The 26,504-nt window shown below is 62.2% G+C and carries 27 protein-coding genes; 11 read left to right on the forward strand and 16 right to left on the reverse strand.

Features of this window, described 5'->3' with window-relative positions:
• Window positions 1-17: 17 nt before the first annotated feature.
• The 8 genes from hemW to BMX59_RS06400 form a co-directional block, all read right to left on the reverse strand.
• Window positions 18-1,220, reverse strand: a complete 1,203-nt coding sequence (hemW, locus tag BMX59_RS06365; RefSeq protein ID WP_093120624.1) for a radical SAM family heme chaperone HemW — start codon at window positions 1,218-1,220, stop codon at window positions 18-20.
• Window positions 1,217-1,813, reverse strand: a complete 597-nt coding sequence (rdgB, locus tag BMX59_RS06370; RefSeq protein ID WP_025859581.1) for an RdgB/HAM1 family non-canonical purine NTP pyrophosphatase — start codon at window positions 1,811-1,813, stop codon at window positions 1,217-1,219. Before rdgB ends, hemW begins: the two co-directional genes overlap by 4 nt.
• Window positions 1,810-2,244, reverse strand: a complete 435-nt coding sequence (locus tag BMX59_RS06375) for a DUF4426 domain-containing protein (protein WP_092241971.1) — start codon at window positions 2,242-2,244, stop codon at window positions 1,810-1,812. The genes rdgB and BMX59_RS06375 overlap by 4 nt, the downstream gene beginning before the upstream one ends.
• A gap of 21 nt (window positions 2,245-2,265) precedes the next feature.
• Window positions 2,266-2,886 carry a methionine biosynthesis protein MetW gene (gene metW / locus BMX59_RS06380; protein WP_078050562.1) on the reverse strand — a complete coding sequence of 207 codons (621 nt, stop codon included), beginning with the start codon at window positions 2,884-2,886 and terminating at the stop codon, window positions 2,266-2,268.
• A 7-nt stretch (window positions 2,887-2,893) separates the two neighbouring features.
• Window positions 2,894-4,033: a homoserine O-succinyltransferase MetX gene (locus BMX59_RS06385; protein WP_071490374.1), complete on the reverse strand. Its 1,140-nt coding sequence runs from the start codon at window positions 4,031-4,033 to the stop codon at window positions 2,894-2,896.
• Between the two features lie 119 nt (window positions 4,034-4,152).
• Entirely contained in the window at window positions 4,153-4,743 is a 591-nt protein-coding gene (locus BMX59_RS06390; RefSeq protein WP_025859579.1) for a YggT family protein, read from the reverse strand.
• A gap of 9 nt (window positions 4,744-4,752) precedes the next feature.
• A complete protein-coding gene (gene proC, locus BMX59_RS06395; protein WP_093120628.1) occupies window positions 4,753-5,571 on the reverse strand; it encodes a pyrroline-5-carboxylate reductase in 819 nt (272 codons plus the stop codon).
• A gap of 33 nt (window positions 5,572-5,604) precedes the next feature.
• Window positions 5,605-6,291, reverse strand: a complete 687-nt coding sequence (locus BMX59_RS06400) for a YggS family pyridoxal phosphate-dependent enzyme (RefSeq protein ID WP_092241976.1) — start codon at window positions 6,289-6,291, stop codon at window positions 5,605-5,607.
• 57 nt (window positions 6,292-6,348) lie between these two features.
• Between BMX59_RS06400 and BMX59_RS06405 the strand changes: the two genes are divergently transcribed.
• The gene (locus BMX59_RS06405; RefSeq protein WP_093120632.1) at window positions 6,349-7,383 is read left to right on the forward strand and encodes a type IV pilus twitching motility protein PilT; all 1,035 of its coding nucleotides are present in this window, start codon (window positions 6,349-6,351) and stop codon (window positions 7,381-7,383) included.
• A gap of 126 nt (window positions 7,384-7,509) precedes the next feature.
• Here the strand turns inward: BMX59_RS06405 and BMX59_RS06410 are convergent, their stop codons facing one another.
• Entirely contained in the window at window positions 7,510-8,145 is a 636-nt protein-coding gene (locus BMX59_RS06410) for a C40 family peptidase (RefSeq protein WP_071490370.1), read from the reverse strand.
• A gap of 268 nt (window positions 8,146-8,413) precedes the next feature.
• Between BMX59_RS06410 and BMX59_RS06415 the strand changes: the two genes are divergently transcribed.
• Window positions 8,414-8,824 carry an NINE protein gene (locus tag BMX59_RS06415; protein WP_162276412.1) on the forward strand — a complete coding sequence of 137 codons (411 nt, stop codon included), beginning with the start codon at window positions 8,414-8,416 and terminating at the stop codon, window positions 8,822-8,824.
• Between the two features lie 85 nt (window positions 8,825-8,909).
• On the opposite strand, the gene BMX59_RS06420 is transcribed toward BMX59_RS06415, so the two are convergent.
• From BMX59_RS06420 to gshB, 7 genes are all read right to left on the reverse strand, one after another.
• Window positions 8,910-10,181 carry a dihydroorotase gene (locus BMX59_RS06420; RefSeq protein WP_093120635.1) on the reverse strand — a complete coding sequence of 424 codons (1,272 nt, stop codon included), beginning with the start codon at window positions 10,179-10,181 and terminating at the stop codon, window positions 8,910-8,912.
• The gene (locus BMX59_RS06425) at window positions 10,178-11,182 is read right to left on the reverse strand and encodes an aspartate carbamoyltransferase catalytic subunit (RefSeq protein WP_058426561.1); all 1,005 of its coding nucleotides are present in this window, start codon (window positions 11,180-11,182) and stop codon (window positions 10,178-10,180) included. The genes BMX59_RS06420 and BMX59_RS06425 overlap by 4 nt, the downstream gene beginning before the upstream one ends.
• Window positions 11,183-11,206: 24 nt before the next feature.
• Window positions 11,207-11,713, reverse strand: a complete 507-nt coding sequence (gene pyrR, locus BMX59_RS06430) for a bifunctional pyr operon transcriptional regulator/uracil phosphoribosyltransferase PyrR (RefSeq protein WP_093120638.1) — start codon at window positions 11,711-11,713, stop codon at window positions 11,207-11,209.
• Window positions 11,714-11,786: 73 nt separating this feature from the next.
• On the reverse strand, window positions 11,787-12,224 hold the full coding sequence (ruvX, locus tag BMX59_RS06435; RefSeq protein WP_003195067.1) for a Holliday junction resolvase RuvX: 438 nt from the start codon (window positions 12,222-12,224) through the stop codon (window positions 11,787-11,789).
• Window positions 12,224-12,793 (reverse strand): YqgE/AlgH family protein, encoded by a 570-nt coding sequence (locus BMX59_RS06440; RefSeq protein WP_071490368.1) that lies wholly within the window; start codon window positions 12,791-12,793, stop codon window positions 12,224-12,226. Before BMX59_RS06440 ends, ruvX begins: the two co-directional genes overlap by 1 nt.
• 67 nt (window positions 12,794-12,860) lie before the next feature.
• The gene (locus BMX59_RS06445; RefSeq protein WP_058426564.1) at window positions 12,861-13,766 is read right to left on the reverse strand and encodes an energy transducer TonB; all 906 of its coding nucleotides are present in this window, start codon (window positions 13,764-13,766) and stop codon (window positions 12,861-12,863) included.
• A gap of 76 nt (window positions 13,767-13,842) precedes the next feature.
• The gene (gene gshB / locus BMX59_RS06450; RefSeq protein ID WP_028618297.1) at window positions 13,843-14,796 is read right to left on the reverse strand and encodes a glutathione synthase; all 954 of its coding nucleotides are present in this window, start codon (window positions 14,794-14,796) and stop codon (window positions 13,843-13,845) included.
• 239 nt (window positions 14,797-15,035) lie between these two features.
• On the opposite strand from gshB, the gene pilG reads away from it, so the two are divergent.
• The 9 genes from pilG (at window position 15,036) to BMX59_RS06495 (ending at window position 26,493) form a co-directional block, all read left to right on the forward strand.
• Window positions 15,036-15,443, forward strand: a complete 408-nt coding sequence (pilG, locus tag BMX59_RS06455) for a twitching motility response regulator PilG (RefSeq protein ID WP_071490365.1) — start codon at window positions 15,036-15,038, stop codon at window positions 15,441-15,443.
• A 46-nt stretch (window positions 15,444-15,489) separates the two neighbouring features.
• Window positions 15,490-15,855 carry a twitching motility response regulator PilH gene (gene pilH, locus BMX59_RS06460; RefSeq protein ID WP_014720320.1) on the forward strand — a complete coding sequence of 122 codons (366 nt, stop codon included), beginning with the start codon at window positions 15,490-15,492 and terminating at the stop codon, window positions 15,853-15,855.
• 12 nt (window positions 15,856-15,867) lie between these two features.
• Window positions 15,868-16,392, forward strand: coding sequence for a chemotaxis protein CheW (locus tag BMX59_RS06465; RefSeq protein ID WP_093120641.1), 525 nt, complete (start codon window positions 15,868-15,870; stop codon window positions 16,390-16,392).
• Window positions 16,389-18,440 carry a methyl-accepting chemotaxis protein gene (locus BMX59_RS06470; RefSeq protein WP_071490363.1) on the forward strand — a complete coding sequence of 684 codons (2,052 nt, stop codon included), beginning with the start codon at window positions 16,389-16,391 and terminating at the stop codon, window positions 18,438-18,440. Before BMX59_RS06465 ends, BMX59_RS06470 begins: the two co-directional genes overlap by 4 nt.
• A gap of 167 nt (window positions 18,441-18,607) precedes the next feature.
• On the forward strand, window positions 18,608-24,412 hold the full coding sequence (locus BMX59_RS06475; RefSeq protein ID WP_093120644.1) for an Hpt domain-containing protein: 5,805 nt from the start codon (window positions 18,608-18,610) through the stop codon (window positions 24,410-24,412).
• A complete protein-coding gene (locus BMX59_RS06480; RefSeq protein ID WP_058426570.1) occupies window positions 24,405-24,860 on the forward strand; it encodes a chemotaxis protein CheW in 456 nt (151 codons plus the stop codon). The genes BMX59_RS06475 and BMX59_RS06480 overlap by 8 nt, the downstream gene beginning before the upstream one ends.
• 284 nt (window positions 24,861-25,144) lie before the next feature.
• On the forward strand, window positions 25,145-25,528 hold the full coding sequence (locus BMX59_RS06485) for a polymorphic toxin type 44 domain-containing protein (protein WP_081049329.1): 384 nt from the start codon (window positions 25,145-25,147) through the stop codon (window positions 25,526-25,528).
• Window positions 25,506-25,925, forward strand: a complete 420-nt coding sequence (locus BMX59_RS06490) for a hypothetical protein (protein ID WP_058426571.1) — start codon at window positions 25,506-25,508, stop codon at window positions 25,923-25,925. The genes BMX59_RS06485 and BMX59_RS06490 overlap by 23 nt, the downstream gene beginning before the upstream one ends.
• Window positions 25,926-26,253: 328 nt before the next feature.
• Window positions 26,254-26,493: a DUF6124 family protein gene (locus BMX59_RS06495; protein ID WP_092241997.1), complete on the forward strand. Its 240-nt coding sequence runs from the start codon at window positions 26,254-26,256 to the stop codon at window positions 26,491-26,493.
• The last annotated feature ends 11 nt before the right edge of the window (window positions 26,494-26,504 follow it).

Here is a 26,504-nt window from a genome sequence, read left to right on the forward strand (position 1 = left end):
CGATTTCCTTAAGAGCGTCAGCTCAAAAACTTCTGCAACAGATCATTGAGAAAGAGTTGCCCGCGGTCGGTCGCCGCCAGGCGTGACGGTTCGACCTGCATTAAGCCACTTTGTTCTGCCTCGCGGCGGCCTTCATCGAGGCTCGCCAGATCCAGACCGGTACGCTCGGCGTAGAGCCTTGCATCGACCCCTTCGGTGAGGCGCAGGGCGTTCATCAGGAACTCGAATGGCAACTCTTCGTTGGTCAGCTCCTTCGCGCCGGCCTGGAAGCTTTTGGCCGGGTTTAGGTAGTCCTTCGGTGCACGGGTCTTCCAGGTGCGTACGATGCGCCCGTCCGGATGGCTGAGCTTGCCGTGTGCGCCGGCACCGATGCCGATGAAGTCACCGAAGCTCCAGTAATTGAGGTTATGCCGCGCCGGGCGACCTGGTTGGGCATAGGCAGATACTTCATATTGCGCGTAGCCGTGTTCGGCAAGCAACGCCTGGCCGGCTTCCTGGATGTCCCACAGGGTGTCGTCTTCCGGCAGTGCAGGCGGCTGGTTCCAGAACACGGTGTTGGGTTCCAGGGTCAGCTGGTACCAGGACAAGTGCGTCGGCTTCAGCGCGATGGCCTGGCGCAAGTCGCTCAAGGCATCGTCCAGGGACTGATCGGGCAGCCCGTGCATCAAGTCCAGATTGAAGTTATCGAACCCGGCCTGGCGCGCCATGCCAGCGGCACGTACGGCTTCGTCGCCATTGTGGATGCGGCCCAGGGCCTCAAGCTTTTCCTGCTGGAAGCTCTGGATACCGATGGACAGGCGATTGATCCCCAGCTTGCGATAGGCCACGAACTTTTCTTGCTCGAACGTCCCGGGGTTGGCTTCCAGGGTGATCTCGATATCGCCGGCAAACGGGATGCGGGCTTCCACGCCCTTGAGCAACCGCCCCAACGCTGCGGCGCTGAACAGGCTGGGCGTGCCGCCGCCGAAGAAGATCGAACTGAGTTCGCGGCCATGCACTGCGTGCAGGTCCTGATCGAGGTCGGCCAACAGGGCGTCCACATACTCCTCTTCCGGCAGCACTTTACTGGCGGTGTGGGAGTTGAAGTCGCAATAAGGGCATTTGCGCACGCACCACGGGATATGGATATACAGCGCCAGGGGCGGCGGCACAGGCAAGGCCGCCCGAGGTGTTTGCGCGCCGCCGTGGATCAGCGGCTGCGCAGAGGTGTTCAGGGTCATTTCAGGCTCAGGCGTTGGCGCAGCAAATCCATTGCGCGGGCACGGTGGCTGATCTGGTTCTTGTCGGCCGGGCTCAGTTCGGCACTGGAAACGTTACGTTCCGGCACCCAGAACAACGGGTCATAGCCAAACCCATGCTCGCCGCTGGCCGCATGCAGGATGCGCCCGTGCCACAGGCCTTCGCACAGGATCGGCAGCGGGTCATCGGCATGCCGTACCAGGGCCAGCACGCAGACGAACTGTGCGCCGCGCTCGGCGTCCGGTACGTCCTTGAGCGCGTCCAGCAGCTTGGCGTTGTTGGCGGCATCGCCCTTGCCGTCGGCGTAGCGTGCCGAATAAATGCCCGGTGCGCCGCCGAGGAAATCGACGGCCAGCCCCGAGTCATCCGCCAGCGCCGGCAGGCCGGAGATGCGTGCGGCGTTGCGTGCCTTGAGGATAGCGTTCTCGACGAACGACAGGCCGGTCTCTTCCGGTTCCACCTGGCTGAACTCGCCAATCGAGCGCAACTGCACGGAGTCGCCGAGCATGGCTTGCAGTTCTTTGAGTTTGCCGGCGTTATGGCTGGCCAGTACGAGTTGGGTGAGGTTCATTATTCCGCCGGAAACAGTTCCTGGTTGAACTGGAAGCTATGGGCTTTGCCGCCGGTTTCAACGTTGATGGTAAACGTCTTGTATTCGCGCTGCGTCACGGAGTAGGGCGCCAGGTAATTAATGCCGCCTTTCTCGTTGATCTGCTTGAACGTCAGGACTTCACTCTTGCCGCCCAAGTCCTTGATGGTGCCGGTCACTTGCGCGGCCACCGGGGTCACGCCCTTGATCACCGTCACGTTGATCAAGCCCTTTTCCTTGCTGCGCACCACGCCGACGGCCTGGGCGGTTTCCGGTTGCAGGAAGCTGGAGGTGAACGTGTTGTAGTGGACGGTGATATCGCCGAAGTCTTTCTTGCGATTGGCATCGATAGCGTCGGCGGCCAGGGCGCTGGCGCCCAGGCACGCGGTCAATAGAAATACAGCCAGGCGTTTCATGAGCGTCCCTCTTGAAGATGATTAGACGGCAATCTTGTGGTCCGTCAGGCCAGGACTGCTGACCCGGTAAATACCGATTTCGCCCAACAGATTGGGCCATAGTTTACTTGCCCAGCCGTGACGATGCTGTTGATCGACGGCAAGGCGGTTGATCACCTTGGCTTCACGCTCACTGCACAGGGCTTCGAAGTCTTCGAAGGTGCAGAAATGGATGTTCGGCGTGTTGTACCAGGTGTACGGCAGGAAGTCCGACACCGGCATGCGGCCCTTGGTGGCCAGGTACCAGCGGCAGCGCCAGTGCCCGAAGTTGGGGAAGGTGATGATGCACTGGCGGCCTACGCGCAGCATTTCGTCGAGGATGCGGTCCGGGTAGTGCACCGCCTGGAGGGCCTGGGTCATCACCACGATGTCGAAGCTGTTGCTGGCAAAGTTGCCCAGGCCCTTGTCCAGGTCCTGCTCGATCACGTTGATGCCCTTGGCCACGCACTGGGCGATGTTGTCCGGGTCGTTTTCCAGGCCGTAGCCGGTGACTTGCTTGTTGTCGCGCAGCCAGCTCAGCAGTTCGCCATCGCCGCAGCCCAGGTCGAGCACGCGGCTGCCGGCGGGGATCCACTCTTGGATGATTTCCAGGTCGGCTCTCATGGCGTTCTCACACAGTAATCCGGTTCATGTAATTGCCGAACGCCTGCAAGTAACGCGGGATCGGGATCAGGAAGGCGTCGTGGCCTTGCGGTGCATCGATCTCCAGGTAGCAGACGTCCTTGCGTGCAGCCATCAGCGCGTCCACCAGCTCGCGGGAGCGGGCCGGCGAGAAGCGCCAGTCGGTGGTGAAGGACATCACGCAGAACTTGGCCGTGGCGCCTTCGAAGGTTTTCGCCAGGTCGTCGTCGTGGTTGGCGGCCGGGTCGAAGTAGTCCAGCGCCTTGGTCATCAGCAGGTAGGTGTTGGCGTCGAAACGCCCCGAGAACTCCTCGCCCTGGTAGCGCAGGTAGCTTTCCACCTGGAACTCGACGCTGTGGAAGTCGTAGTTGAGCTTCTCGCTCTTGAGGCCACGGCCGAATTTCTCGCCCATGGAATCATCGGACAGGTAGGTGATATGCCCGACCATCCGCGCCAGCATCAGGCCGCGCTTGGGAATCACGCCGGCTTCCTGGAACGAACCACCGTGGAATTCCGGGTCGGTAAGGATGGCCTGGCGTGCCACTTCGTTGAAGGCGATGTTCTGCGCCGACAGCTTGGGGGCCGAGGCGATTGCCAGGCAATGGCGCACGCGGTCCGGGTAGGTGATGGTCCATTGCAGCGCCTGCATGCCGCCCAGGCTGCCGCCGATCACTGCCGCCCACTGGTTGATACCCAGCAGGTCGGCGAGGCGCGCCTGGCTGTGCACCCAGTCTTCCACGGTGAGCACCGGGAAGTCGGCGCCGAACGGCTTGCCGGTTTCCGGATTGAGGCTGCTGGGGCCGGTGGAACCGTTGCAGCCGCCCAGGTTGTTCAGGCTGACCACAAAGAACTTGTTGGTGTCGATGGGTTTGCCGGGGCCGATGCAACTGTCCCACCAGCCGGGCTTGCGATCCTCGGCAGAGTGAAAACCGGCCGCGTGGTGATGGCCGGACAAGGCGTGGCAGATCAGCACGGCGTTGCTCGCCGTGGCGTTCAGTTGGCCATAGGTTTCATAGATCAGGTCGTAGGCAGGCAGCGAACGGCCGCAGGCCAGGGCCAGCGGTTCGCTGAAGTGCGCCACTTGGGGCACGACCAGTCCAACAGAATCGGGGGGAAAGGCAGCTGGCATCGACCCTGCTCTCGTTTAAATGAGGCGTAAGTCTAAAGACCGCTGCACCTAGCGGCAAGCAATGGCCTGAGCGGTTTGAAATGTGGGAGGGGGCTTGCCCCTCTCACATTTGCTTTGCGTCAGATCAGCAGACGCAAAATCTCCGGCATCCCGGTCATGGCTGCCAGGTTGTTGATCACCAGCATGTCCAGCAACTTGAGCACCATGAACGCCAGGATCGGCGAGATATCCAGGCCGCCGAGGTTCGGCAGCAGGCGGCGGAATGGCGCCAGGGCCGGCTCGCAGATCTGGTTCACCAGCTCGGCGCCAGGGTTGTGGCTACCGGGGGCGACCCAGGACAGGATCACGCTGATGATCAGGGCGAAGAAGAAGATCTTCAGGAACAGCGCGGTCACGCCGATGATGGCCCAGATCAGCAACTGTACGAAATTGCCGGTGGTGCCGTAGGTCAGCAACAGGGTCAGCGCCATCAAGGCCAACTGCACCAGGATTGCCAGCACCAGCGACGACATGTCCAGGCCGAACAGGCTCGGGATGATCCGGCGCAATGGCTTGAGCAGCGGCTGGGTGGCCTTGACGATGAACTGGCAGAGCGGGTTGTAGAAGTTCGCACGCACCAGTTGCAGCACGAAGCGCATCAGGACGATCAGCAGGTACAGGCTGCCGAGGGTTTGCAGCACGTAGACGGCTGCGGTGTTCAAACCAATCATGTTGGCTCCTTATTTGCCCAGTTGTTCGGCGAGTTCCGCCGAGCGGCGCGCAGCGGCACCCAGTGCTTTTTCCACCAGGGCTTCAAAGCCCCCGGCCTGGAACGACTCGATGGCCGCCTGTGTGGTGCCGCCCGGCGAGGTCACGCGGCGGCGCAGCTCGGCGGCGTCCACATCGCTGGACACCGCCATGCGCGCAGCACCCAGGGCGGTCTGCTCGGCCAGTTGTTCGGCAATGTCCTTGGACAGGCCCAGCTTCACGCCGGCGGCGGTCATGGCTTCGATCAGCAGGAAGAAATACGCCGGGCCGCTGCCGGATACGGCGGTGACCGCGTCCAGTTGCTGCTCCTGTTCCAGCCACAGCGCGACGCCCACGGCGGACAGCAGTTCTTGCGCCTGGTCGCGTTGTTCGGCGCTCACTTGGGCGGTGGCGTACAAGCCGCTCACGCCCTGGCTGACCAGGGCTGGCGTGTTGGGCATGCAGCGCACGATCGGCTGTGCGCCGAGCCAGGTGTTCATGCTGGCGCAGGTGATGCCGGCCGCAATCGACACCACCAGCTGATGCGGCTGCAGGCTTGGGCGCAGGCTTTCGCACACCGCCTTCATGGCCTGCGGCTTCACTGCCAGCACGATCACGTCGACGCCCTGGATGGCCTCGGCGTTGTCGGCAAAGGTTTCAATACCGTGCTCGGCGCTGACGCGGGCACGGGTGTCTGCGCCCGGGTCGCTGGCGCGGATCTGCGCGGCATCCAGGCCCTTGGCCCGCAGGCCACCGATCAGGCTGGCCGCCATGTTACCGGCGCCGATAAAGGCTATACGCGTGTCTCTCATGACAGGTCCTTAGCTAAATGGAAGTCAGCCATTTCATGGCTGGCCGTAGTCGCGGGCGCCAAACAGGGCGGTACCGATCCGCACCCAGGTGGCGCCTTGGGCAATGGCCGACTCAAGGTCGTGGCTCATGCCCATGGAAAGTGTGTCCAGCGGCAGGTTCAAACTGGCTTGCAGCTCGCGCACGGTGGCGAAGGCTGCATCTTGCGCGGCGCGCTCTTCGGTCGGCTCGGGGATTGCCATCAGGCCACGCAGCTTCAGGCGCGGCAGGGCGCTGATAGCGTTGGCCAGGGCTGGCAGGTCGGCGGGTGTACAGCCGGACTTGCTGGCTTCGCCGCTGACGTTGACCTGAATGCAGATGTTCAGCGGTGGCAGGTCGGCCGGGCGTTGTTCGGACAAGCGTTGAGCGATTTTCAAGCGGTCCACGGAATGCACCCAAGCGAAGTTCTCGGCAATAGCGCGCGTCTTGTTCGATTGAATGGGGCCGATGAAGTGCCAACTCAAGGGCAGGTCGGTTAATTCGGCCTGTTTGCCCAGGGCTTCCTGCAGATAGTTCTCGCCAAAATCGTGCATCCCGGCGGCATAGGCTTCGCGCACGGCTTGCGCGGGTTTGGTCTTGCTCACGGCCAGCAGGTGGATGCTGCTTGCGTCACGTTGCACGGCGTCAGCTGCGGCGCGGATGCGCTGGCTAACCTGGCCGATGTTGTCTGCTATCGTCGACATTCAAGATGCGCCCGTGGATATGGAGTCCGCGGCATTCTACTGGAAATGGAAAGCCCTATGGATATCACTGAATTACTCACGGTCAGCGTGCGCCGTGGCGCCTCCGACCTGCATTTGTCCGCCGGACTGGCGCCGATGCTGCGGGTGGATGGGGAGGTCTGGCCGCTGGATGGGCCGGTGCTTTCACCTACCCAAGTAGCGGACTTACTGAGCCCTTTGCTCAATCAGCACCAACAAAAGGATTTCGAAACATCTCTTGAAACGGATTTTGCCTTCGAACTGCCCGGTGTGGCGCGGTTCCGCGCCAATGTGTTCCGGCAGGAGCGGGGCATGGGCGCGGTGTTTCGCGCCGTACCGTCCGAGGTCCAGAGCCTGGAGCGCCTCGGCCTGGGGGAAGTGTTCCAGCGTATCGCCCAGCTGCCGCGCGGCCTGGTGCTGGTGACCGGCCCTACCGGCTCGGGCAAGTCCACTACCCTGGCGGCGATGATCGACTTTCTCAATCAGCATCGACGCCAGCACATCCTCACCCTTGAAGACCCTATCGAGTTTATCCACAAGCCGAACATGGCATTGATCAACCAACGCCAGGTGCACCGCGACACCCATAGCTTTTCGGTTGCCCTGCGCTCGGCGCTCAGGGAAGACCCGGACGTGATCCTGGTGGGTGAACTGCGCGACCTGGAAACCATCCGCCTGGCCCTGACGGCGGCTGAGACCGGGCACCTGGTATTCGGCACCTTGCATACCTCGTCGGCGGCAAAGACCGTGGATCGGCTGGTGGATGTGTTTCCGGCGGGGGAAAAGGCCATGGTCCGCTCGATGCTGTCGGAGTCGTTGCAGGCAGTGGTGTCCCAGGTGCTGGTGAAGAAGATCGGCGGGGGGCGGGTGGCGGCCCATGAAATCATGTTGGGTACGCCGGCTATTCGCAATCTGATCCGTGAGGACAAGGTGGCGCAGATGGTCTCGGCGATCCAGACGGGTGGGGCGCTGGGGATGAAGACGTTGGATATGAGCTTGAAGGCGTTGGTCGGGGAGGGGGTGATCAGTCGGGAAGAGGCGCAGCAGAAGGCGAGGGTGCCTGGGGAAATATGAAGGTCCAAATGTGGCAGGGGCTTGCCCCCGATAGCAGTGGATCAGTTAGCTTATTTGTAGCTGATCCACGGTAATCGGGGGCAAGCCCCCTCCCACATTGTTCACCCACCGCACTCCAGCCTGGAATCAGCGCTGGACCACCCGCAGGTTGTTCTGCTCTTTGGGCAATACCCGCTTGGCAATCACGTAGTTCTTGTCCCAGAACGGTTTCTTCAGCGTGTCGATGCTGACCGCTTTGCCACGGCGTGGTGCGTGGATGAAACGGTCGTTGCCCAGGTAGATGGCAACGTGGTTCACCTGGCGGCTCTTCAATTTGAAGAACAGCAGGTCACCCGGTTTCAAGTCCTTGCGATCAACCTTCTGCCCGTGGCCGGCGGCCATGGCGTTGGAGGTGCGTGGCAAATCCACGGCGGCTACGTCGTTAAACGCATATTTCACCAAGCCGCTGCAGTCGAACCCTTTACTTGGGCTGCTGCCGCCCCAACGATAAGGAGTACCGAGCACGTTGACGGCACGGCTGAGCACGGTGCTGCTCTGCCTGGTGTTGACGCCTACCAGGCCGGCCGTTGCCTTGCCGTGGGCCTTGCTCAGTTGAGTCGGGCGGTTGACGGTCAGCTTGACCGACTTGGCGGTGCTTGGCGTGCTGTGGACTTTAGGGGTGAAACCGTTAACGTTGGGAAGTCGTTGCTCACGATTGGTGGCGTGGGCGGCCAGTGGCATTAATAGGCAAATGGTTAGCCATGTCTTGAAAAATGGTCGCATTAGGCGTGGCTCTTATGGGTTTGCGCGCAACTTTATAACAGCTTTTTGTGTCGTTCTCAGGCCGTTTGTCGACTGAACCTTGACGTCAAAATCAGGAAAAACGCGACGATTCGCCGCAATTGTCCTACACAAGTCAGGTGGCATAAGGCTTTCAGGGCAGGGAAGATACCATTTGCCGTACGTCGGGCGCCCGTAAAAAAGTCACAAAGAAAATGAAAAAATTTATCTATCGAGGCAAAAGAGGTACGCGATGAACACCTATCAGCAGATTGGCGAGCAGCAAGACACCCACAGCAAGGTCATCGGTTACCTGCTGTGGATTTTCGGTTTTACCGGGGCGCATCGCTTCTATTACGGCAAGCCGGTGACCGGAACGATCTGGTTTTTCACCTTTGGCTTGCTGGGTATCGGCTGGCTGATCGACCTGTTCCTGATCCCGGCCATGGACCGTGAAGCGGACCTGAGGTTTACCGCCGGACCCATCGAATACAACGTGGCCTGGATCCTGTTGGCGTTTCTCGGGGTATTTGGCGTGCACCGCATGTACCAGGGCAAATGGATCACCGGCCTGATCTACCTGCTGACCGGCGGTTTGTTCCTGGTTGGGGTGCTGTATGACTTCTGGACGTTGAATACGCAGATATCGATCCGCAATGCCGAGCGCAACAGCGGCCGCTGATCTTTAACTTCTGGTGGAGATCAACATGTGGGAGGGGGCAAGCCTCCTCCCACATTGATCATGCCCACATTAGAGGTGGGATTTTTCAGGCCGGGTAGCTGATGCGGCCATCCACCAGGGTGTAACGCACCGTCGCCGGCAGGCTATGGCCGATGAACGGGCAGTTTTCACCTTTGGATAGCCATTGCTCCCCCGCAATCGTGGAACTGGCCGGATCAAAAAGCACCAGGTCCGCCGCCGAACCCACCGCCAACTTGCCCGCTGGCAGGCGCAAGGCCTCGGCCGGGCCGCTGCTCAGGCGTGCCAACAATGTCGGCAAGTCCAGCAACCCATCCTCTACCAACGTCATCGCCAGAGGCAGCAACAGTTCGACACTGCTGATGCCCGGCTCTGTCGCGCCAAACGGTGCCAGCTTGGCATCCCTCTCATGGGGCTGGTGATGGCTGGAAATCGCCGAGACCACACCGGATTTCACCGCCGCGCGCAAACCGTCGCGGTCAGCCAGGGTACGCAGTGGCGGTTGCACGTGGTACAGGCTGGAGAAGTCGATCAGCGCTTCGTCCGTCAGGATCAGCTGATAAAGCGCCACATCCGCTGTCACCGGCAAGCCACGGGCCTGGGCCTGGGCGATCAGGGCCACGCCCCGCGCGCTGGTCAGCTGGCTGAAGTGCGCGCGCACGCCGCTTTGTTCCACCAGCAGCAGGTCACGGGCCAGGGCCACGGTCTCGGCGGTTTCCGGGATGCCCGGCAGGCCGAGGAAGCTGGCCACGGCGCCTTCATGGACCAGGCCGCCTTCGGCCAGGTCACGGTCCTGGGAATGGAAGATCACGGTAAGGTCGAAAGTCGCCGCGTATTCCAGGGCACGTAACAGCGTGCGGGTACTGCGAAAGCTATCCAGGCCGTTGCCGAAGGCCACGCAACCGGCGTCGCGCAGGGCGATCAGTTCGGCGAGTTGTTCGCCTTCCAGGCCTTTGCTCAAGGCGCCGATAGGGAACACTTTGCAGTTGCCGGCTTCACGGGCGCGGTCGAGGATCAGCTCGGTCACGGCCGAGGTGTCCAGCACCGGCCTGGTGTGCGGTGGGCAGCACAGGCTGGTTACCCCACCGGCTGCGGCAGCGCGGGTTTCGCTGGTGATATTGCCCTTGCGGCTGTAGCCCGGCTCGCGCAGGGCGACGTTCAGGTCAACCAGGCCAGGCGCGGCCACCAGGCCTTTGGCGTCGATCGTCTCGCTGGCGCTGAAGCCTGCGGGCGCGGCGCCAATGGCGATGAGCTTGCCGGCGTCCAGATGCAGATCGGTAACTTGATCCAGGCCACTGGCCGGATCGATGACGCGGGCGCCGAGGATGCTGAGCTTCACTGGGCGTTCTCCTGCTCGAATTGACGTTGCGCGGTTTGCCCGCTCATGGCCATGGACAGCACGGCCATGCGTACGGCGATGCCGTAGGTCACCTGGTTGAGGATCACCGACTGCGGACCGTCGGCCACCGCCGACTCAATCTCCACGCCACGGTTGATCGGGCCCGGGTGCATCACGATGGCATCCGGCTTGGCGCCGGCCAGGCGTGCGGTGGTCAGGCCGAACAAACGGTAGAACTCGCCTTCGCTCGGTAGCAGGCCACCGGCCATGCGCTCGCGTTGCAGGCGCAGCATGATCACCACGTCCACGTCCTTGAGGCCTGCGGCCATATCGGTGTAGACCTTCACGCCGTACTGTTCGATACCGATGGGCAACAGGGTTTTCGGCGCAATCACGCGAATATCCGGGCAACCCAGGGCTTTGAGGGCCAGCATGTTCGAGCGCGCGACCCGCGAATGCAGGATGTCGCCGACGATGGCCACCGAGAGATTCTCAAAGCTGCCTTTGTGCCGACGAATGGTGAGCATGTCGAGCATGCCCTGGGTCGGGTGGGCGTGGCGGCCGTCACCGCCGTTGATGATCGCCACCTGCGGGCACACGTGTTCGGCGATGAAGTGCGCGGCGCCGGAGTCGCCGTGGCGTACCACGAACATGTCGGCGGCCATCGCTTCCAGGTTGCGCAGGGTGTCGAGCAGGGTTTCACCCTTGCTTGCCGACGAGGTGGACACGTTCAGGGTGATTACATCGGCCGACAGCCGCTGGGCGGCCAGTTCAAAGGTGGTGCGGGTGCGGGTGGAGTTCTCGAAGAACACGTTGCAGATGGTTTTGCCGCGCAACAGCGGGACCTTCTTCACCGCCCGGCCACCGACTTCGAGGAACGAGTCGGCGGTGTCGAGGATTTCGGTGAGCAGTTCGCGGGGCAAACCGTCGAGCGACAAGAAGTGTCGCAACTGGCCCTGAGCATTGAGCTGCAGCGGGCGCTTGGCATCTAGAGGCGTCATCGCGGGGACTCTTTACAAGGCGGTTTAAAGGGCGAGGTCTTGCAGTTCGAGTACGAGCGGCGTGGGACCGAGCAATTTTACCCGTTGATGGGCTTCTAGCGACAGGGTGGCGCCGACCACATCCGGGCTGATCGGCAATTCGCCGGCGTCCAGGTCCAGCAGGCACACCAGGGTCACGCTGGCCGGGCGGCCATAGTCGAACAGTTCGTTCATGGCGGCACGGATGGTGCGACCGCTCATCAGCACGTCGTCGATCAGCACCAGGTGCTGGCCTTCGATCTCGAAAGGCAGGGCCGACGGACGCACTTGTGGGTGCAGGCCGTTCTGGCTGAAATCGTCGCGGTAAAAGGAGACGTCCAGGGTGCCCAGGGGCGAATCGCTGCCCAGTGCTTTCAACAACGCCTGGGCCACCCACACACCGCCGGTGCGAATACCGATGAAGCGCGGCTCGCTGATGTTACGGTGTTGCAGATGGGCCGTGAGGCTGGTGGCCATCTGGCTGATCAGTTCGGCGGGGTTCGGCAGGCTCATGCAGGCTCCTTCAGGACCTTGGCGCAGGCAAGGTCCGGGCTCAAACGTAAAAAGACGCGGCAAGCCGCGTCTGTCAGGATTCAAATAAAGCGGTGTTTTCATCCAGCCAACCCTGCAACAGCAGGGCGGCGGCGATGGCGTCTACCGGGTTGTCGCGGTAGCTGCCTTTCTGCCCGCCACGGTCGCGTCGCTCGCCTTTGGCTTCAAAGGTGGTGAGGCGTTCGTCGTGGGTATAGAAGGGCAGGTTGTAGCGGCCATTGAGGCGGCGGGCGAATTTTTCGGCACGCAGGCACATGTCGCTGGGGGTGCCGTCCATGTTCAGGGGCAGGCCGACCACGACCGCGTCGGGCTTCCACTCTTTGATGAGGGCTTCAACCTGGTTCCAGTCCGGCACGCCGTTCTGGGCTTTCAAGGTGCACAGCTCACGGGCCTGGCCGGTGATCACCTGGCCTACGGCTACGCCGATCTGTTTGGTGCCGTAGTCAAACCCGAGGATCAGACGCAAAGCCATCAGGCGTGTCCCGCCTGGCTGGTCAGCAGGTTGAGGTTGATCCCCAGCGTCGCCGCAGCTGCGTCCAGGCGCAGTTCACTGGCGGTGTTGAACAGGATGTCGGCGTCGAACGGGCAGGTCAGCCAGGCATTGCTGGCCAGTTCGGCTTCCAATTGGCCGGCTTCCCACCCCGCGTAACCGAGGGTGATCACGCTTTGCTCAGGCCCCACGCCGTCGGCGATGGCGAACAACACGTCCTGGGAAGTGGACAGCGATACGCCGTCCAGATCGACCGTGGCCTGGAACTTCGGCCCGCTCGGGTGCAGTACAAACCCACGATCAGTCTGCACCGGCCCGCCGATGTAAATCGGCACGCCCTGGCACCGGGCCGGCGGGTCAAGCTCGGGGCGCAGTTGCTCAAGGATATCCGCCAGGTTCAGCTCTTGCGGGCGGTTGACCACCAACCCCATGGCACCATTGGCCGTGTGCTCGACGATGTAGGTCAAGGTCTGCGCAAAGTTCGGGTCGGCCATATGGGGCATGGCGATCAGGAATTGATGCTTGAGGTAGGTCGGGCTGACGTTTTTCATGTTCGATAGTGTGGCGGTGGAGGGGCGAACTGACAAGCTGGTGATGTGCCACAGCTGGTAATTGTCATCAATTGCTCGACAGCCGATCACCCTTGGCAAACTTCCAGGTGCGGATGATTTCCAGGCGGTCGACGTCGTTCAAATCGCCGCTGAACGGCGCAAAGGGCGCGGCCAGGCGCACGATGCGCTGGGCGGCCTGGTCCAGCAACGGCTGGCCGGACGACTCGAGCACCTGCACTTCATAGAGCGTGCCGTCGCGGTTGATTGACACCAATAGTCGCAAATTTCCGTAAATCTGCTGGCGTCGGGCTTCCTCCGGGTAATTGAGGTTACCGATACGCTCGACCTTCTTGCGCCACTCGTCTTTGTACCAGGCGCCTTTGTCGCGCATGGTCGATGCGGCGTTCAGCCGATAGATGCGCGGGCGCTTGGCGTACAGCTGCTGTTCGTTGGCCAGTTCGGCTTCGAGGCTGGAAATTTCGTCGGACAGGGTCGAACTGTCGAAAGTCGGTGCCGGTTTTACAGGCTCGGGCGTGGGTTCGGTCTTGGTTTTTTCGCGCTGGGCCGGGGCTTTCTGCGGTTTGGGTGCGATGGTGGTCACGGCGGGCTTGGGCGCTGCCTGCTTGACCTCCGGCTTGGGCGCCGGTGGTGGGGTGACTTTGTTGACCTTGTTGTCCTGGAACGGCGCCACTTCGGTGGTCTTCGGCACGGCTTTCTTGTCGAGGGTGCCGCTGCCTTGCTGGTTGTCCTGGGCGAGAAAGTCAGCCTTCTCGGGCTTCTTTTCGCTCTTGAACGTGGCGAGGGTGATTTCCAGGGTCTGGGTGATTTGCTTGGGTTCGACCATGGTGAAACCCACGCCGAGGATCAGGGCCAAGTGAATCAACGCTGCCAGGAACAGGGTAAATCCGAGCCGATCAGCCGGGCGCACGCCGCTGTGGGAGAGTTCGGGGGGTAGCTCGGACGGGAGTGTCATGACAAAAAACCAACATCGCGCGTTTCACAGGTGGGGCATGATAGCGCAATGTTGGTGCGTGTCCGGCTGTTCTATATCACTTGGCTTGCAGCTTGCGCTCAATGGCGGCCATCAACATTTCGCCGATGTTCGTGCCAAATGCGTTGTCGATCTCGCGAATGCAGGTGGGGCTGGTGACGTTGATTTCGGTGAGGTTCTCGCCGATGACGTCCAGTCCCACGAACAGCAGGCCTTTTTCGCGCAGGGTCGGGCCAACCTGGGCGGCAATCCAGCGGTCCTTGTCCGATAGAGGGCGGGCTTCGCCACGACCACCGGCCGCCAGGTTGCCACGGGTCTCGCCGGCGGCCGGGATGCGCGCCAGGCAGTAGTCCACCGGCTCGCCGTCAATCATCAGGATGCGCTTGTCGCCGTCCTTGATCGCCGGCAGATAGGCCTGGCCCATGATCTGCTGGGTGCCCAGGGCGGTCAGGGTTTCCAGGATCACCGACAGGTTCGGGTCGCCGGCGCGGTGGCGGAAGATCGAGGTGCCGCCCATGCCGTCCAGCGGCTTGAGGATCACATCACCATGCTTGGCAGCGAACTCGCGCAGCACATCGGCGCGGCGGCTGACCACGGTCGGTGGTGTGCACTGTGGGAACAGGGTGGCGAACAGCTTTTCGTTGCAGTCGCGCAGGCTCTGCGGCTTGTTGACGATCAGCACGCCGGCGCGCTCGGCCTGCTCCAGCAGGTAGGTGGAGTAGACGAATTCCATGTCGAACGGCGGGTCCTTGCGCATCAGGATCACGTCCAGGTCGCTCAGTGGGCTGTCGATTTCGTCTTGCAGCTCGAACCACTTCTCAGGGTTGGCAAACACCTGCAGCGGGCGCATACGTGCGCGGGCCTCGCCGTCACCCTGGTAAAGATCGCGCTGCTCCATATAGAACAAGGTCCAGCCGCGGGCCTGGGCGGCCAGGAGCATGGCCAGCGAGCTGTCCTTTTTATAGGAAATGCTGGCGATAGGGTCCATGACAATGCCGACGCGAACGCTCATGGGGGATTTCCTCTAGCAAATTAGGGCGCATAAAAGTGGCGTCAGAGTGGCGCTGCGGCTGTTGTGGGTCAAGGAAAAACCACCTGGCCGGTTGCTCGATAGATTGCGCCCGGAGACTGTGCTAAAAAGACTGCCACGGCGCAGCAGCCCTTGAATTCCAAGGCTTGCGGCGCTCATCCTGTGCAACATCAGGCAGTACACACCGAAAACCGATTCGCTGTGGCGATGGCAGAGCAGATATGGAACAGCATTCCAACGCCTTGAGAGTGATGGTGATCGACGATTCGAAGACGATCCGCCGCACCGCCGAGACCTTGTTGAAGAACACGGGGTGCGATGTCATCACGGCCATCGACGGTTTCGATGCCCTGGCCCGGATTGTGGATCATCACCCGCACATTATTTTTGTCGACATCATGATGCCGCGCCTGGATGGCTATCAGACCTGCGCGCTGGTGAAGAACAACCCGGCGTTCAAGTCGATCCCGGTGATCATGCTGTCGTCCAAGGACGGCTTGTTCGACAAGGCCAAGGGGCGCATCGTGGGTGTCGATCAGTTTTTGACCAAGCCTTTCAGCAAGGAAGAACTGCTGGGCGCGATCAAGGCCTACGTGCCAGGGTTCGCCGTAGTAGAACAAGCACACTGACGCCGCCTCACAAGGGCCGGCGTCCACCTATGTAGTGGGGAAAACCATGGCACGTGTTCTGATCGTCGACGATTCGCCGACCGAAATGTACAAACTGACCGGCATGCTGGAAAAGCACGGCCACCAGGTCCTCAAGGCTGAAAACGGTGCGGATGGCGTGGCCCTGGCCCGCCAGGAAAAACCCGACGCCGTCCTGATGGACATCGTGATGCCGGGCCTCAATGGCTTCCAGGCCACCCGCCAGCTGTCCAAGGAGCCAGAAACCAACGGCATCCCGATCATCATCATCACCACCAAGGACCAGGAAACCGACAAGATCTGGGGCGCACGCCAGGGCGCCAAGGACTACCTGACCAAGCCGGTGGATGAAGAAACCCTGATCGCCACCCTGAACAAGGTGCTGGCCGGCTGACGGTTCGCCATCATGACCGAGTCGCAAACCGCCTTTGAGCTGCTGCTGGACATCGACCGCCGCTGTCGCCTGTTGGCCGCCGACCTGCCGTCCCAGGAAACCCGCCTGCAACGCTGGAGCGGGATCGGCTTTCGCCTGGGGCAGCACTGGTATGTGGCGCCCATGGGCGAAGTTGCCGAAGTCCTGCATGAACCGCGCTGCACGCTGATGCCCGGGGTCAAGGCCTGGGTCAAGGGTGTGGCTAACCTGCGTGGGCGCTTGTTGCCGGTGATGGACCTGGGCGGGTTCCTCGGCCTCGAGCTGTCCAAGGCACGCAAACAGCGGCGCGTACTGGTGGTGGAATTCAACGATTTGTTTGTCGGGCTGCTGGTGGACGAGGTGGTGGGAATGCAGCATTTCGCACAAGACGCACTGCTGGCGAGTGCCGCCCCCGGCGCGCCGTTTATCCAGGGACGTTTCGAGGGCAGCCCGCAGTGGCAGGTCTTCAGCCCCTTCGCCCTGGCCCAGGCCCCAGGCTTCATGGATGTTGCCGCATGACCACCGTTACCCCGCCAAAACCTCAGGCCGCGTCGCGCAGTCGTTCCCAGATCATTGTGCTGTTCATTGCACTGATCGTGTTCATCATGTTGCTGTTTGCCAACTTTGCGTACCTCAACACCCAGTCCACCTATGACAAGCAGTACATCGGCCACGCCGGTGAGTTGCGCGTGCTGTCCCAGCGCATTGCCAAGAACGCCACCGAAGCCGCCGCCGGCAAGGCTGCTGCGTTCAAGTTGCTGGGCGATGCGCGCAACGACTTCGCCCAGCGCTGGGGCTACCTGAAAAAAGGTGATCCGGAAACCGGCCTGCCGGCTGCGCCCAGTGCGGTACGTGCCGAAATGCGTGCGGTGCAGACCGACTGGGAAGCGCTGCTGAAAAACACCGACGCGATTCTCGCCAGTGAGCAGACCGTGCTGTCCTTGCACCAGGTCGCGGCGACCCTGGCGGAAACCGTTCCGCAGTTGCAGGTGGAGTCGGAAAAGGTCGTCGACATCCTCCTGCAACGCGGTGCCCCGGCCAGCCAGGTCGCCCTGGCCCAGCGCCAGTCGTTGCTGGCCGAGCGTATCCTGGGGGCGGTGAACACCGTACTGGCCGGCGACGAAACCGCCGTGCAGGCCGCCGACGCCTTTGGCCGCGATGCCAACCGTTTCGGCCAGGTGCTCAACGGCATGCTCCAGGGCAACCCCGGCCTGCGCATCACCCAGGTCGAAGACCGCGATGCCCGCGCGCGGCTGGCGGAAATCGCCGAGCTGTTCGAGTTTGTCTCCGGCTCGGTGGATGAAATTCTCGAAACCTCGCCGCAACTGTTCCAGGTGCGCGCTTCGGCGAGCAACATCTTCAACCTGTCACAAACCCTGCTCGATGAAGCCTCGCACCTGGCCACCGGTTTCGAAAACCTGGCCAGTGGCCGCAGTTTCGACACCATCGGCGGCTATGTACTGGGCCTGCTGGCGCTGACCTCGATCATCCTGATCGGCCTGGTGATGGTGCGCGAGACCAACCGCCAACTGCATGAAACCGCCGAGAAGAACGAGCGCAACCAGAACGCGATCATGCGCCTGCTGGATGAAATCGAAGACCTGGCCGACGGCGACCTCACCGTGACGGCCTCGGTGACCGAAGACTTCACCGGCACCATCGCCGACTCCATCAACTATTCCGTCGACCAGCTGCGCGATCTGGTTGCCACCATCAACCTCACCGCCGGGCAAGTCGCCGGTGCGGTGCAGGACACCCAGGCCACTGCCATGCACCTGGCCCAGGCCTCGGAGCACCAGGCCCAGCAGATCGCCGAAGCGTCCACGGCGATCAACCAGATGGCCCAGTCCATCGACCAGGTGTCAGCCAACGCCGCCGAATCGTCGGCGGTGGCGGAGCGCTCGGTGGAAATTGCCAACAAGGGCAACGAGGTGGTGCACAACACCATCCACGGCATGGACAACATTCGCGAACAGATCCAGGACACAGCCAAGCGCATCAAGCGCCTGGGCGAGTCGTCCCAGGAAATTGGCGATATCGTCAGCCTGATCGACGATATTGCCGAGCAGACCAACATCCTCGCCCTCAACGCAGCGATCCAGGCGAGCATGGCCGGGGACGCCGGGCGCGGCTTTGCAGTGGTGGCCGATGAAGTGCAACGCCTGGCCGAGCGTTCGTCGGCGGCGACGCGGCAGATTGAAACCCTGGTGCGGGCGATCCAGGCCGACACCAACGAAGCGGTCATTTCCATGGAGCAGACCACCACCGAAGTGGTGCGCGGCGCACGGTTGGCCCAGGATGCCGGGGTGGCGCTGGAAGAGATCGAAGGCGTGTCGAAAACCCTCGCAGCGTTGATCCAGAGCATCTCCAACGCGGCGCAGCAGCAGACGAGTTCGGCGGGGCAGATCTCCCTGACCATGAACGTGATCCAGCAGATCACCACCCAGACCTCTTCGGGCTCCACGGCCACCGCAGAAAGCATCGGCAACCTGGCGAAAATGGCCAGCCAGCTGCGCCGGTCGGTGTCGGGGTTCACCTTGCCAGCGGCTAAACAGGCTGATGATTGAAATGCACTACACATGTGGGAGGGGGGTTGCCCCCGATAGCAGTGGGTCAGTCACCCAATCTTTGACTGATGCACCGCCATCGGAGACAAGCCCCCTCCCACATGTGATCTCTATCTGTCTTGATATCTCGCACCACCAGCAACCCATGAATTCCAAGCGGAGCAGTTATGGTTGATCGGCACGACTACGTGGCCCTCGAATGGGTCAAGGGCGACATTGCCGAAACCCTGAAACAGGCCCGTTCGGCGCTCGATGCGTACGTCGAAACCTCAGACGGCGATGCCATCGGCGAGTGCCTGGCGTGTGTCCATCAAGTGCATGGCGCGCTGCAAATGGTCGAGTTCTATGGTGCAGCCCTGCTGGCCGAGGAAATCGAAGAGCTGGCGCAGGCCCTGCAAGCCGACCGTGTGAGCCAGCGCGACGAAAGCATCCGCCTGCTGCAACAGGCCCTCAACCAATTGCCGCTGTACCTGGACCGTGTGCACAGCGCCCGCCGCGACTTGCCGCTGGTGGTGTTGCCATTGCTCAATGACCTGCGCAGCGCGCGTGGTGAAAGCCTGCTGTCGGAGACCAGCCTGTTCAGCCCGCAACTGCTGAGCATCGCGCCGCTGCCTGATGAGGCCCTGGCCCAACGTGCCGTGCCCGACCTGAAAGAACAACTGCGCCAGTGGCACCAACTGCTGCAACAGGCCTTGGCCGGGTTGCTGCGCGAAGACCATGGCCCCAGCAACCTGGAAGACATGGCGCGGGTGTTCGCGCGCCTCGAAGCCTTGTGCCAGGGCGCGCCGTTGTTGCCATTGTGGCAAGTCACCTCGGCGCTGGTCGAAGGCATGCTCACCGGCGTGATCGCCAACAGTCCGGCGCTGCGCAGCCTGCTCAAGGCCAGCGACAGACAGCTCAAGCGCCTGCTGGCCCAGGGCATCGGCGGGATCAATCAGGCAGCGCCGGATGAACTGCTCAAAAGCCTGTTGTTTTACGTCGCCAAGGTCACTCGGCCGACGCCGCGCATGCAAAGCCTCAAGGAACGCTACGGCCTGGATGAGGCCTTGCCCGACAGCGCGGTGGTCGACGCCGAGCGCGCGCGCCTGGCCGGGCCGGACCGCAACGCCATGGGTTCGGTGCTGGGCGCGTTGTGCGAAGAGCTGGTGCGGGTCAAGGAGCGCCTCGACTTGTTCGTACGCAGCGACCGCCAGCACACCAGCGACCTGGATGCGCTGCTCGCACCGCTGCGGCAGATCGCCGACACCCTGGCGGTGCTGGGTTTCGGCCAGCCGCGCAAGGTCATCATCGATCAACTCGCCGTGGTACTGAGCCTGGCCCAAGGCCAGCGCGAGCCTAACGACGCTGTGCTGATGGACGTCGCCGGCGCCTTGCTCTACGTCGAAGCCACACTGGCCGGCATGGTCGGCACCGTCGAGCCGGAAAGCCGCGAAGAAAGCCGCCTGCCCACCACCGATCTGACCCAGATCCACCAATTGGTGATCCGCGAATCCTGCCAGTGCCTCAAGCAAGCCAAGGAACTGGTGATCGACTGCATTGAAGCCGACTGGGACCGCCAGCGCCTGGAGTCCCTGCCCGAGCTGCTGAGCCAGGTGCGTGGCGCCCTGGCGATGATCCCTTTGCCCCGTGCGGCGAGCCTGATGCGCGGATGCACGGATTACGTCGACGAACAGTTGATGGGCAGCGATGCGCCACCGTCCGAGATGCAATTGGCGCATTTCGCCGACGTGATCAGCAGCCTGGAGTATTACCTCGAGCGCATGCTCCAGGACCCCGATGCCGCAGGTGAGCGCGTGCTGGAGTTGGCCACTCAAGGCTTGGCGGCGCTGGGTTACCTGCCCGTCGAGAAACCCTGGCGCCAGGCGTTGGTTGCACCCGATGCCACACTGCCGGCCGAGCTTGCGCCGAGCCAATCGCAGTACGACGCCCTGGCCAGTCCGACGTCGCGCCTCAACCCGCCGGCCCTGCAACGCCCCGGCAGCCTGTTGCCGCCGCCCGCCGACGAGGAGCCCATCGACGACGAACTGCGCGAAGTTTTCCTCGAAGAGACCGACGAAGTCCTCGAGGTGCTGCACCGTCATCTGCCCAGCAGCGCGGACAAAACCGCCCAAGGCGAAATGCGCCGCGCTTTCCACACCCTCAAGGGCAGCGGCCGCATGGTGCGCGCCCTGGTCTTGGCCGAGCTGGCCTGGGCCGTGGAAAACCTGCTCAACCGTGTGCTGGAGCGCAGCGTGGTGCTCGGCCCCGAGGTGCAACAGGTGCTGGATGAAGCGGTGGCCCTGTTGCCGGAATTGATTGCTGACTTTGCCATCGACGGCCAGCGCCAACGTGATGAAGTCGACGCCCTGGCCGCCCGCGCGCACGCCTTGGCCAGCGGTACACAAGTAGCGGCCGCCGAACCCCATGACCCGATGTTGCTGGAGATTTTCCGCAACGAAGCCCAGAGCCACCTGGACAGCCTCAACCACTTCCTGCAACAGGCCGCCGAGCATGTGCCGCTGCAAGTCAGCGATGAGCTGCAACGCGCCCTGCACACCCTCAAGGGCAGCGCCTACATGGCCGGCGTGCTGCCGATCGCCGAACTGGCGCGCCCGCTGGACCACCTGACCCGCGAGTACAAGGCCCACCGTCTGCCGCTGGACCTGGATGAAGTGGAGTTGCTGCTGGAAGCCGAAGGTCTGTTCCAGCGTGGGCTGCGCGACCTGGACAGTGATCCCTTGGCGCCGATCAACGGTGCAGAGGGCCTGATCAAGCGCACCCAAAGCCTGTTGGATCAGCAGCTTGAAGCGCTGCTCGACGTGCGCATCAAGCGCGATCCGCAGCTGATCGCCAACTTTCTGGCCCAAGGCATGGACATCCTGCTCGACGCCGAAAGCCTGCTGCGCCGCTGGCAGCAGCACCCCGGCGAGCGCCAGGAGCTGACTGCGCTGCTGGATGAACTGACCACCCTGGGCGAGGGAGCGCATGTTGCGGATCTGCACGCCATCGACGAACTCTGCGAAGCCCTGCTCGACCTCTATGGCGCGGTGGAGGAGAGCAGCCTGGCGGTGAGCGAGCGGTTTTTCCACGAGGCCGAGCAGGCCCATGAAGCGCTGATCAGCATGCTCGACCAACTGGCCGCCGGCCAGGAAATCAGCCCGGCGCCGGCCCGTGTCGAGGCCTTGCGCGAGCTGCTCGATGAAGCCCTCGACCCGTCCGCCACCGGCTTGATCAAACGCGATGGCAGCCAAGTGCTGAGCATTGCCGAACTGGGCGCCGCCACCCAGCAGTTGGATCACGAAATCACGATGGACGACGAGATCGTCGAGATCTTTCTCGAAGAAGCCGTGGACATCCTCGACAGCGCCGGCCAGTCGCTCAAGCGCTGGTTGCTGGAACCTGACAACGCCGCGCCGTTGTCGTCGTTGCAGCGCGACCTGCACACCCTCAAGGGCGGTGCACGCATGGCCGAGATCGGCCCGATTGGCGACCTGGCCCATGAGTTGGAATGCCTGTACGAAGGGTTGGTGGACCGTCGCTACAGTTACTCCACCGAGCTCTCCCAGGTGCTGATGGCCAGCCATGAGCATCTGGCCTTGCAGCTTGAAGAGCTCCAGCATCACCAACCCTTGAGTGACAACGCCGAGTTGATCGCCAAGGTGCGGGCGTTGCGCCAAGGCAACGCGCCTGCCGCATCCGCCGCTGCGCCAGCAGCGTCGGGCGCCGACCCGGAATTGCTGGATATCTTCCTCGAAGAGGCGGCCGACATTCTCGACAGTTCCAGTGCAGCGCTGTCGCGCTGGCAGGCCGAGCCCGGCAACCGCCAGGAAGTGGAAACCCTGTTGCGCGACCTGCACACCCTCAAGGGCGGCGCGCGCATGGTCGAGATCACCCCCATTGGCGACCTGGCTCACGAACTGGAATTCCTCTACGAAGGCCTGTCTGCCGGCTTGCTCGCGCCGTCGCCTGAGCTGTTCGCGTTGCTGCAGGGCTGCCACGACCGCCTGGCGCAGATGATCGATGCCGTGGCGGACGGCTTGCCGGTCGGCTCGGTGGACAAGCTCATCGAGCGCATCAAAAGCCTGGTGCACCCAAACCAGGAGCCGGTGACGCCGGTGGCGTTGCCCGCAGGCAAGGCGGAGGCCGTGGTGGACCCGGCTGCCGACATGGTGAAGATCTCCGCCGAGCTGCTGGATGATCTGGTCAACCTGGCCGGTGAAACGTCTATTTTCCGCGGCCGTATCGAGCAGCAGGTCAACGACGCACGCATCGTCCTCACGGAAGTGGAAACCACTCTCTCACGCATGCGCGACCAGCTGCGGCGTCTCGACACCGAAACCCAGGGCCGCATCCTCAGCCGCCAGCAGGCCGAGGCCGAGCGCCTGGGCTACGAAGAATTCGACCCGCTGGAGATGGACCGCCATTCGCAGTTGCAGCAACTGTCCCGTGCGCTGTCCGAATCGGCCTCCGACCTGCTCGACCTCAAGGACACCCTTGAACGCCGCAACGAGGACGCCCATGGCCTGTTGCAACAACAGGCACGCATCAATACCGAGTTGCAGGAAGGCCTGATGCGCACGCGCATGGTGCCGTTCGAACGCATGCTGCCACGCCTCAAGCGCATCGTTCGGCAGGTGGCGGGCGAGTTGGGCAAAGACGTGGAATTCATCGTCGGCAACGCCGAAGGCGAGATGGACCGCAATGTGCTGGAACGCATGGCGGCGCCCCTGGAACACATGTTGCGCAATGCCGTCGACCACGGCCTGGAGTCCCGCGATGCGCGACTGCTGGCCGGCAAGCCGGAGAAAGGCCGCATCACCCTGGACCTGACCCACGAAGGCGGCGATATCGTCTTCGATATGCGCGACGATGGCGCCGGCGTGCCGCTGGAAGCCGTGCGGCGCAAGGCGATCAAGCGTGGCCTGCTCGGGGCGCATCAAGAGATGAGCGACCGCGACGTGTTGCAGTTCATCCTGCAGCCGGGGTTCTCCACGGCTGAAAAGATCACGCAGATTTCCGGGCGCGGCGTGGGCATGGACGTGGTGCATGAAGAGGTTCGCCAGCTCGGCGGCTCGATGGTCATTGACTCGACCCCGGGCGAGGGTGTGCATTTCCGCATTCGTTTGCCGTTCACCGTATCGGTCAACCGTGCACTCATGGTGCAGTGCGCGGACGATCAATACGCGATCCCGCTCAACACCATCGAGGGCCTGGTGCGGGTGCTGCCCCATGAACTGGCCGGGCATTACCAGCAAGACCCGCCGTATTATGAATACGCCGGCCAGCGTTACGAACTGTTCTACCTGGGCGACCTGCTGCACACCGTCAGCCGCCCCAAACTGCTGGGCCAGTATCAACCGGTGCCGGTACTGCTGGTGCAGTGCAATGAACGGCACGTGGCCATCCATGTGGACGCCATGGCCGGCACGCGGGAGATTGTGGTCAAGGGCCTGGGGCCGCAGTTTGCCGGTGTGCAGGGCTTGTCTGGCGCGACGATCCTGGGCGATGGTCGCGTGGTGCTGATCATTGACCTGCTGGCGCATATCCGTGCGCGGCAACCCGCGCTGCCGGCCCAGCCGGTCAACGCGCCACTGATCCTCAACGACCCGCTGAAAAAGCGCCCGTTGCTGGTGCTGGTGGTGGACGACTCGGTTACCGTGCGCAAAGTCACCAGCCGCCTGCTGGAGCGCAACGGCATGAACGTGCTCACCGCGAAAGACGGCATCGATGCGCTGGCAGTGCTGGAAGAACATACACCGGACCTGATGCTGCTCGACATCGAAATGCCGCGCATGGACGGCTTCGAAGTCGCCACCCAAGTGCGCAACGACCCCCGGCTGATGCGCCTGCCGATCATCATGATCACCTCGCGCACCGGCCAGAAACACCGCGACCGCGCCATGGCCATCGGCGTCAACGACTACCTCGGCAAGCCGTACCAGGAATCGGTGCTGCTCGAAAGCATCGCCTACTGGAGCAAGTCCCATGCTTGACCACCGCACCAGCCAACTCACCGGCCTGCTGCTGCCCCTGGCCGATCGCCACCTGGTGCTGCCCAACGTCGCCATCGCCGAGCTGATCGACTTCCAGCGCGGCGAACCGGCCAGCGACGCGCCGCCGTGGTACTTGCGACAAGTGACCTGGCGCGACCGGCAGATCCCGCTGATCAGCTTCGAAGCGGTGTGCGGCGAAGCAAGCGTGACCGGCGAACGCTCGCGGATCGTGGTGCTGAATGCGCTGGGTGGGCGGCCGACGTTGAAGTTTATTGCGCTGGTGATCCAGGGGATTCCACGGTCGTACAAGCTCGACAGTGAGTTGAGCTACGTGGATGTGCCGCTGTGCCCGCTGGAGCTGGCGGCGGTGCAGGTGGGCGAGCATGTGGCGAAGGTGCCGGATTTGCTCGGCCTGGAGGCACTGCTGGTAGAGTCCGGCCTGGCCTGATCCCTCATTCTCAATCCCAGTGAATATCAAAATGTGGGAGGGGGCTTGCCCCCGATGGCTGACTGTCAGTTGATACTTCTATACCTGACCCACCGCAATCGGGGGCAAGCTCTGTCTTACATTTGATCCTCTGTGTTTGACAGGCCGTCGCGACCCAAACCGCCCAAAAATGTCGGAACTGAATGTTATTTGTGTAAGTAATTTCTTTAACTGGATTGGGCCGGTTTTCTGGCCTGAGTGGGATGCTAGGTTCGGCGCTTCCCTTTGCCAGTAAGGACACGCAAATGGCTGTGCCGTTAATGCCTCCCGGTGTTTCAATGTTTGAAAATATGGCGATTGCCAAGTGCAAGCGCATCCATCTCAGGCCGGGTTCGGCGTTTGCCTATTCTTGGTTTTATTCGCAGGTCAGAGCTGCAGGGCCGTGGAACTACAAGAAGCAAGGGCGTCAATACGAGGCTTTTGGTAATTTCAATTACGGTGCCACGGGCACGGTGTTAGGCATTCCCGATCATGTGTTACTGCGGGCTGCAGGAGTTGCTCAAACCATCGCCAAAACCACCCTGCCGGATTTTGGCTCATGGTGGGGAGATGATCCTTTTGGTGATGACCCGCGAGATCAATATTGGATAAGGAGAGGTATCGAGTATGCGATTTCACAAGGCTACTGAAGGCCTCATACCGATCCTGCGTAACTGCCTGCTGGTGGGCTGCCTGATTTATATCGCAGGCAGTTGGTTACTATCACCCGGAACACCGGATTTGGACGAAGTGGTGTTGAAGCATTCCTTGGGCAACGGCTCCTCGATCTATGGCGCGCGGGATGGCCAAGGCGGTGCAACGGTGGGCTTTTCATACCGCTACTACGTGCATAGGAACTTGAGTAACGATCGGGAAATACTCACCACATTGGTGTCGGCGCATCCTTTTCTGAAAACCAAGGAACCCAATGTTCAAGTGAGTGAGCATGAGGGCGTGCTTACATTGGATATTCAGGGGCGAGTGTACGAGTACAACAGCTATGCCCTCGAAGGTCTTGGCCCGATCAAGGTGGTGATGGGGCTGTGATGGACTGGGCTTCGGATTTTTCCTGCAAGATTTTGGGCTGTGCATGAACTTGTCGGGCGCGGACAGCGCGCCTAGTCTTCGTCCCGTCATCGCAAAAAACGGTGACACGGACGTGCAAGTCCGACGAAACTGTTTAGGCGTACAAACGCCCAGCCATCCAACGGGCGTTTTTTGTGCTCGCTGCTTTATGGCGGCTGCGCGCAGGAGGTCTTCGGACCTGCTGGGTGTCCTAAACAGGCCCGGTCTTGCACACCTGCGCACGGTCGCCACCCTTATTCGCGTGCAAGCGAAAGGTGGCGCTCCTTACTCACTGTTTAGGAGTTTCATCATGATCAAACCAACCCCCAATCCGCCCCTCTTCACCGTAAACCCTCACCAAGACACCGAAACCCTGCTGGTCAACGCCAGCGAAACCCTGTCCTCCCTCAACGCACTCACTTGCAACCTCGCCTTCGACCTGGACACCTCCCAGCGCGCGATCATGCTCGGCATCCAGCAAATGGCGGAGTTGGGGCAATTGCTGGTGGATCGTGCCCTGGAACAGATTTCCCCTTATCCAGCCGCTTAAAACTTGATCGT

The sequence above is a fragment of the Pseudomonas sp. NFR09 genome, from assembly GCF_900111535.1.
Taxonomy (GTDB): Bacteria; Pseudomonadota; Gammaproteobacteria; order Pseudomonadales; family Pseudomonadaceae; genus Aquipseudomonas; species Aquipseudomonas extremorientalis.

Coding starts and splice junctions, on each gene's coding strand:
- hemW (WP_093120624.1), bottom strand. CDS start 1,220: ATGACCCTGAACACCTCTGCGCAGCCGCTGATCCACGGCGGCGCGCAA.
- BMX59_RS06375 (WP_092241971.1), bottom strand. CDS start 2,244: ATGAAACGCCTGGCTGTATTTCTATTGACCGCGTGCCTGGGCGCCAGC.
- metW (WP_078050562.1), bottom strand. CDS start 2,886: ATGAGAGCCGACCTGGAAATCATCCAAGAGTGGATCCCCGCCGGCAGC.
- BMX59_RS06385 (WP_071490374.1), bottom strand. CDS start 4,033: ATGCCAGCTGCCTTTCCCCCCGATTCTGTTGGACTGGTCGTGCCCCAA.
- BMX59_RS06390 (WP_025859579.1), bottom strand. CDS start 4,743: ATGATTGGTTTGAACACCGCAGCCGTCTACGTGCTGCAAACCCTCGGC.
- proC (WP_093120628.1), bottom strand. CDS start 5,571: ATGAGAGACACGCGTATAGCCTTTATCGGCGCCGGTAACATGGCGGCC.
- BMX59_RS06400 (WP_092241976.1), bottom strand. CDS start 6,291: ATGTCGACGATAGCAGACAACATCGGCCAGGTTAGCCAGCGCATCCGC.
- BMX59_RS06405 (WP_093120632.1), top strand. CDS start 6,349: ATGGATATCACTGAATTACTCACGGTCAGCGTGCGCCGTGGCGCCTCC.
- BMX59_RS06410 (WP_071490370.1), bottom strand. CDS start 8,145: ATGCGACCATTTTTCAAGACATGGCTAACCATTTGCCTATTAATGCCA.
- BMX59_RS06425 (WP_058426561.1), bottom strand. CDS start 11,182: ATGACGCCTCTAGATGCCAAGCGCCCGCTGCAGCTCAATGCTCAGGGC.
- pyrR (WP_093120638.1), bottom strand. CDS start 11,713: ATGAGCCTGCCGAACCCCGCCGAACTGATCAGCCAGATGGCCACCAGC.
- ruvX (WP_003195067.1), bottom strand. CDS start 12,224: ATGGCTTTGCGTCTGATCCTCGGGTTTGACTACGGCACCAAACAGATC.
- BMX59_RS06440 (WP_071490368.1), bottom strand. CDS start 12,793: ATGAAAAACGTCAGCCCGACCTACCTCAAGCATCAATTCCTGATCGCC.
- BMX59_RS06445 (WP_058426564.1), bottom strand. CDS start 13,766: ATGACACTCCCGTCCGAGCTACCCCCCGAACTCTCCCACAGCGGCGTG.
- gshB (WP_028618297.1), bottom strand. CDS start 14,796: ATGAGCGTTCGCGTCGGCATTGTCATGGACCCTATCGCCAGCATTTCC.
- pilG (WP_071490365.1), top strand. CDS start 15,036: ATGGAACAGCATTCCAACGCCTTGAGAGTGATGGTGATCGACGATTCG.
- pilH (WP_014720320.1), top strand. CDS start 15,490: ATGGCACGTGTTCTGATCGTCGACGATTCGCCGACCGAAATGTACAAA.
- BMX59_RS06465 (WP_093120641.1), top strand. CDS start 15,868: ATGACCGAGTCGCAAACCGCCTTTGAGCTGCTGCTGGACATCGACCGC.
- BMX59_RS06470 (WP_071490363.1), top strand. CDS start 16,389: ATGACCACCGTTACCCCGCCAAAACCTCAGGCCGCGTCGCGCAGTCGT.
- BMX59_RS06475 (WP_093120644.1), top strand. CDS start 18,608: ATGGTTGATCGGCACGACTACGTGGCCCTCGAATGGGTCAAGGGCGAC.
- BMX59_RS06480 (WP_058426570.1), top strand. CDS start 24,405: ATGCTTGACCACCGCACCAGCCAACTCACCGGCCTGCTGCTGCCCCTG.
- BMX59_RS06485 (WP_081049329.1), top strand. CDS start 25,145: ATGGCTGTGCCGTTAATGCCTCCCGGTGTTTCAATGTTTGAAAATATG.
- BMX59_RS06490 (WP_058426571.1), top strand. CDS start 25,506: ATGCGATTTCACAAGGCTACTGAAGGCCTCATACCGATCCTGCGTAAC.
- BMX59_RS06495 (WP_092241997.1), top strand. CDS start 26,254: ATGATCAAACCAACCCCCAATCCGCCCCTCTTCACCGTAAACCCTCAC.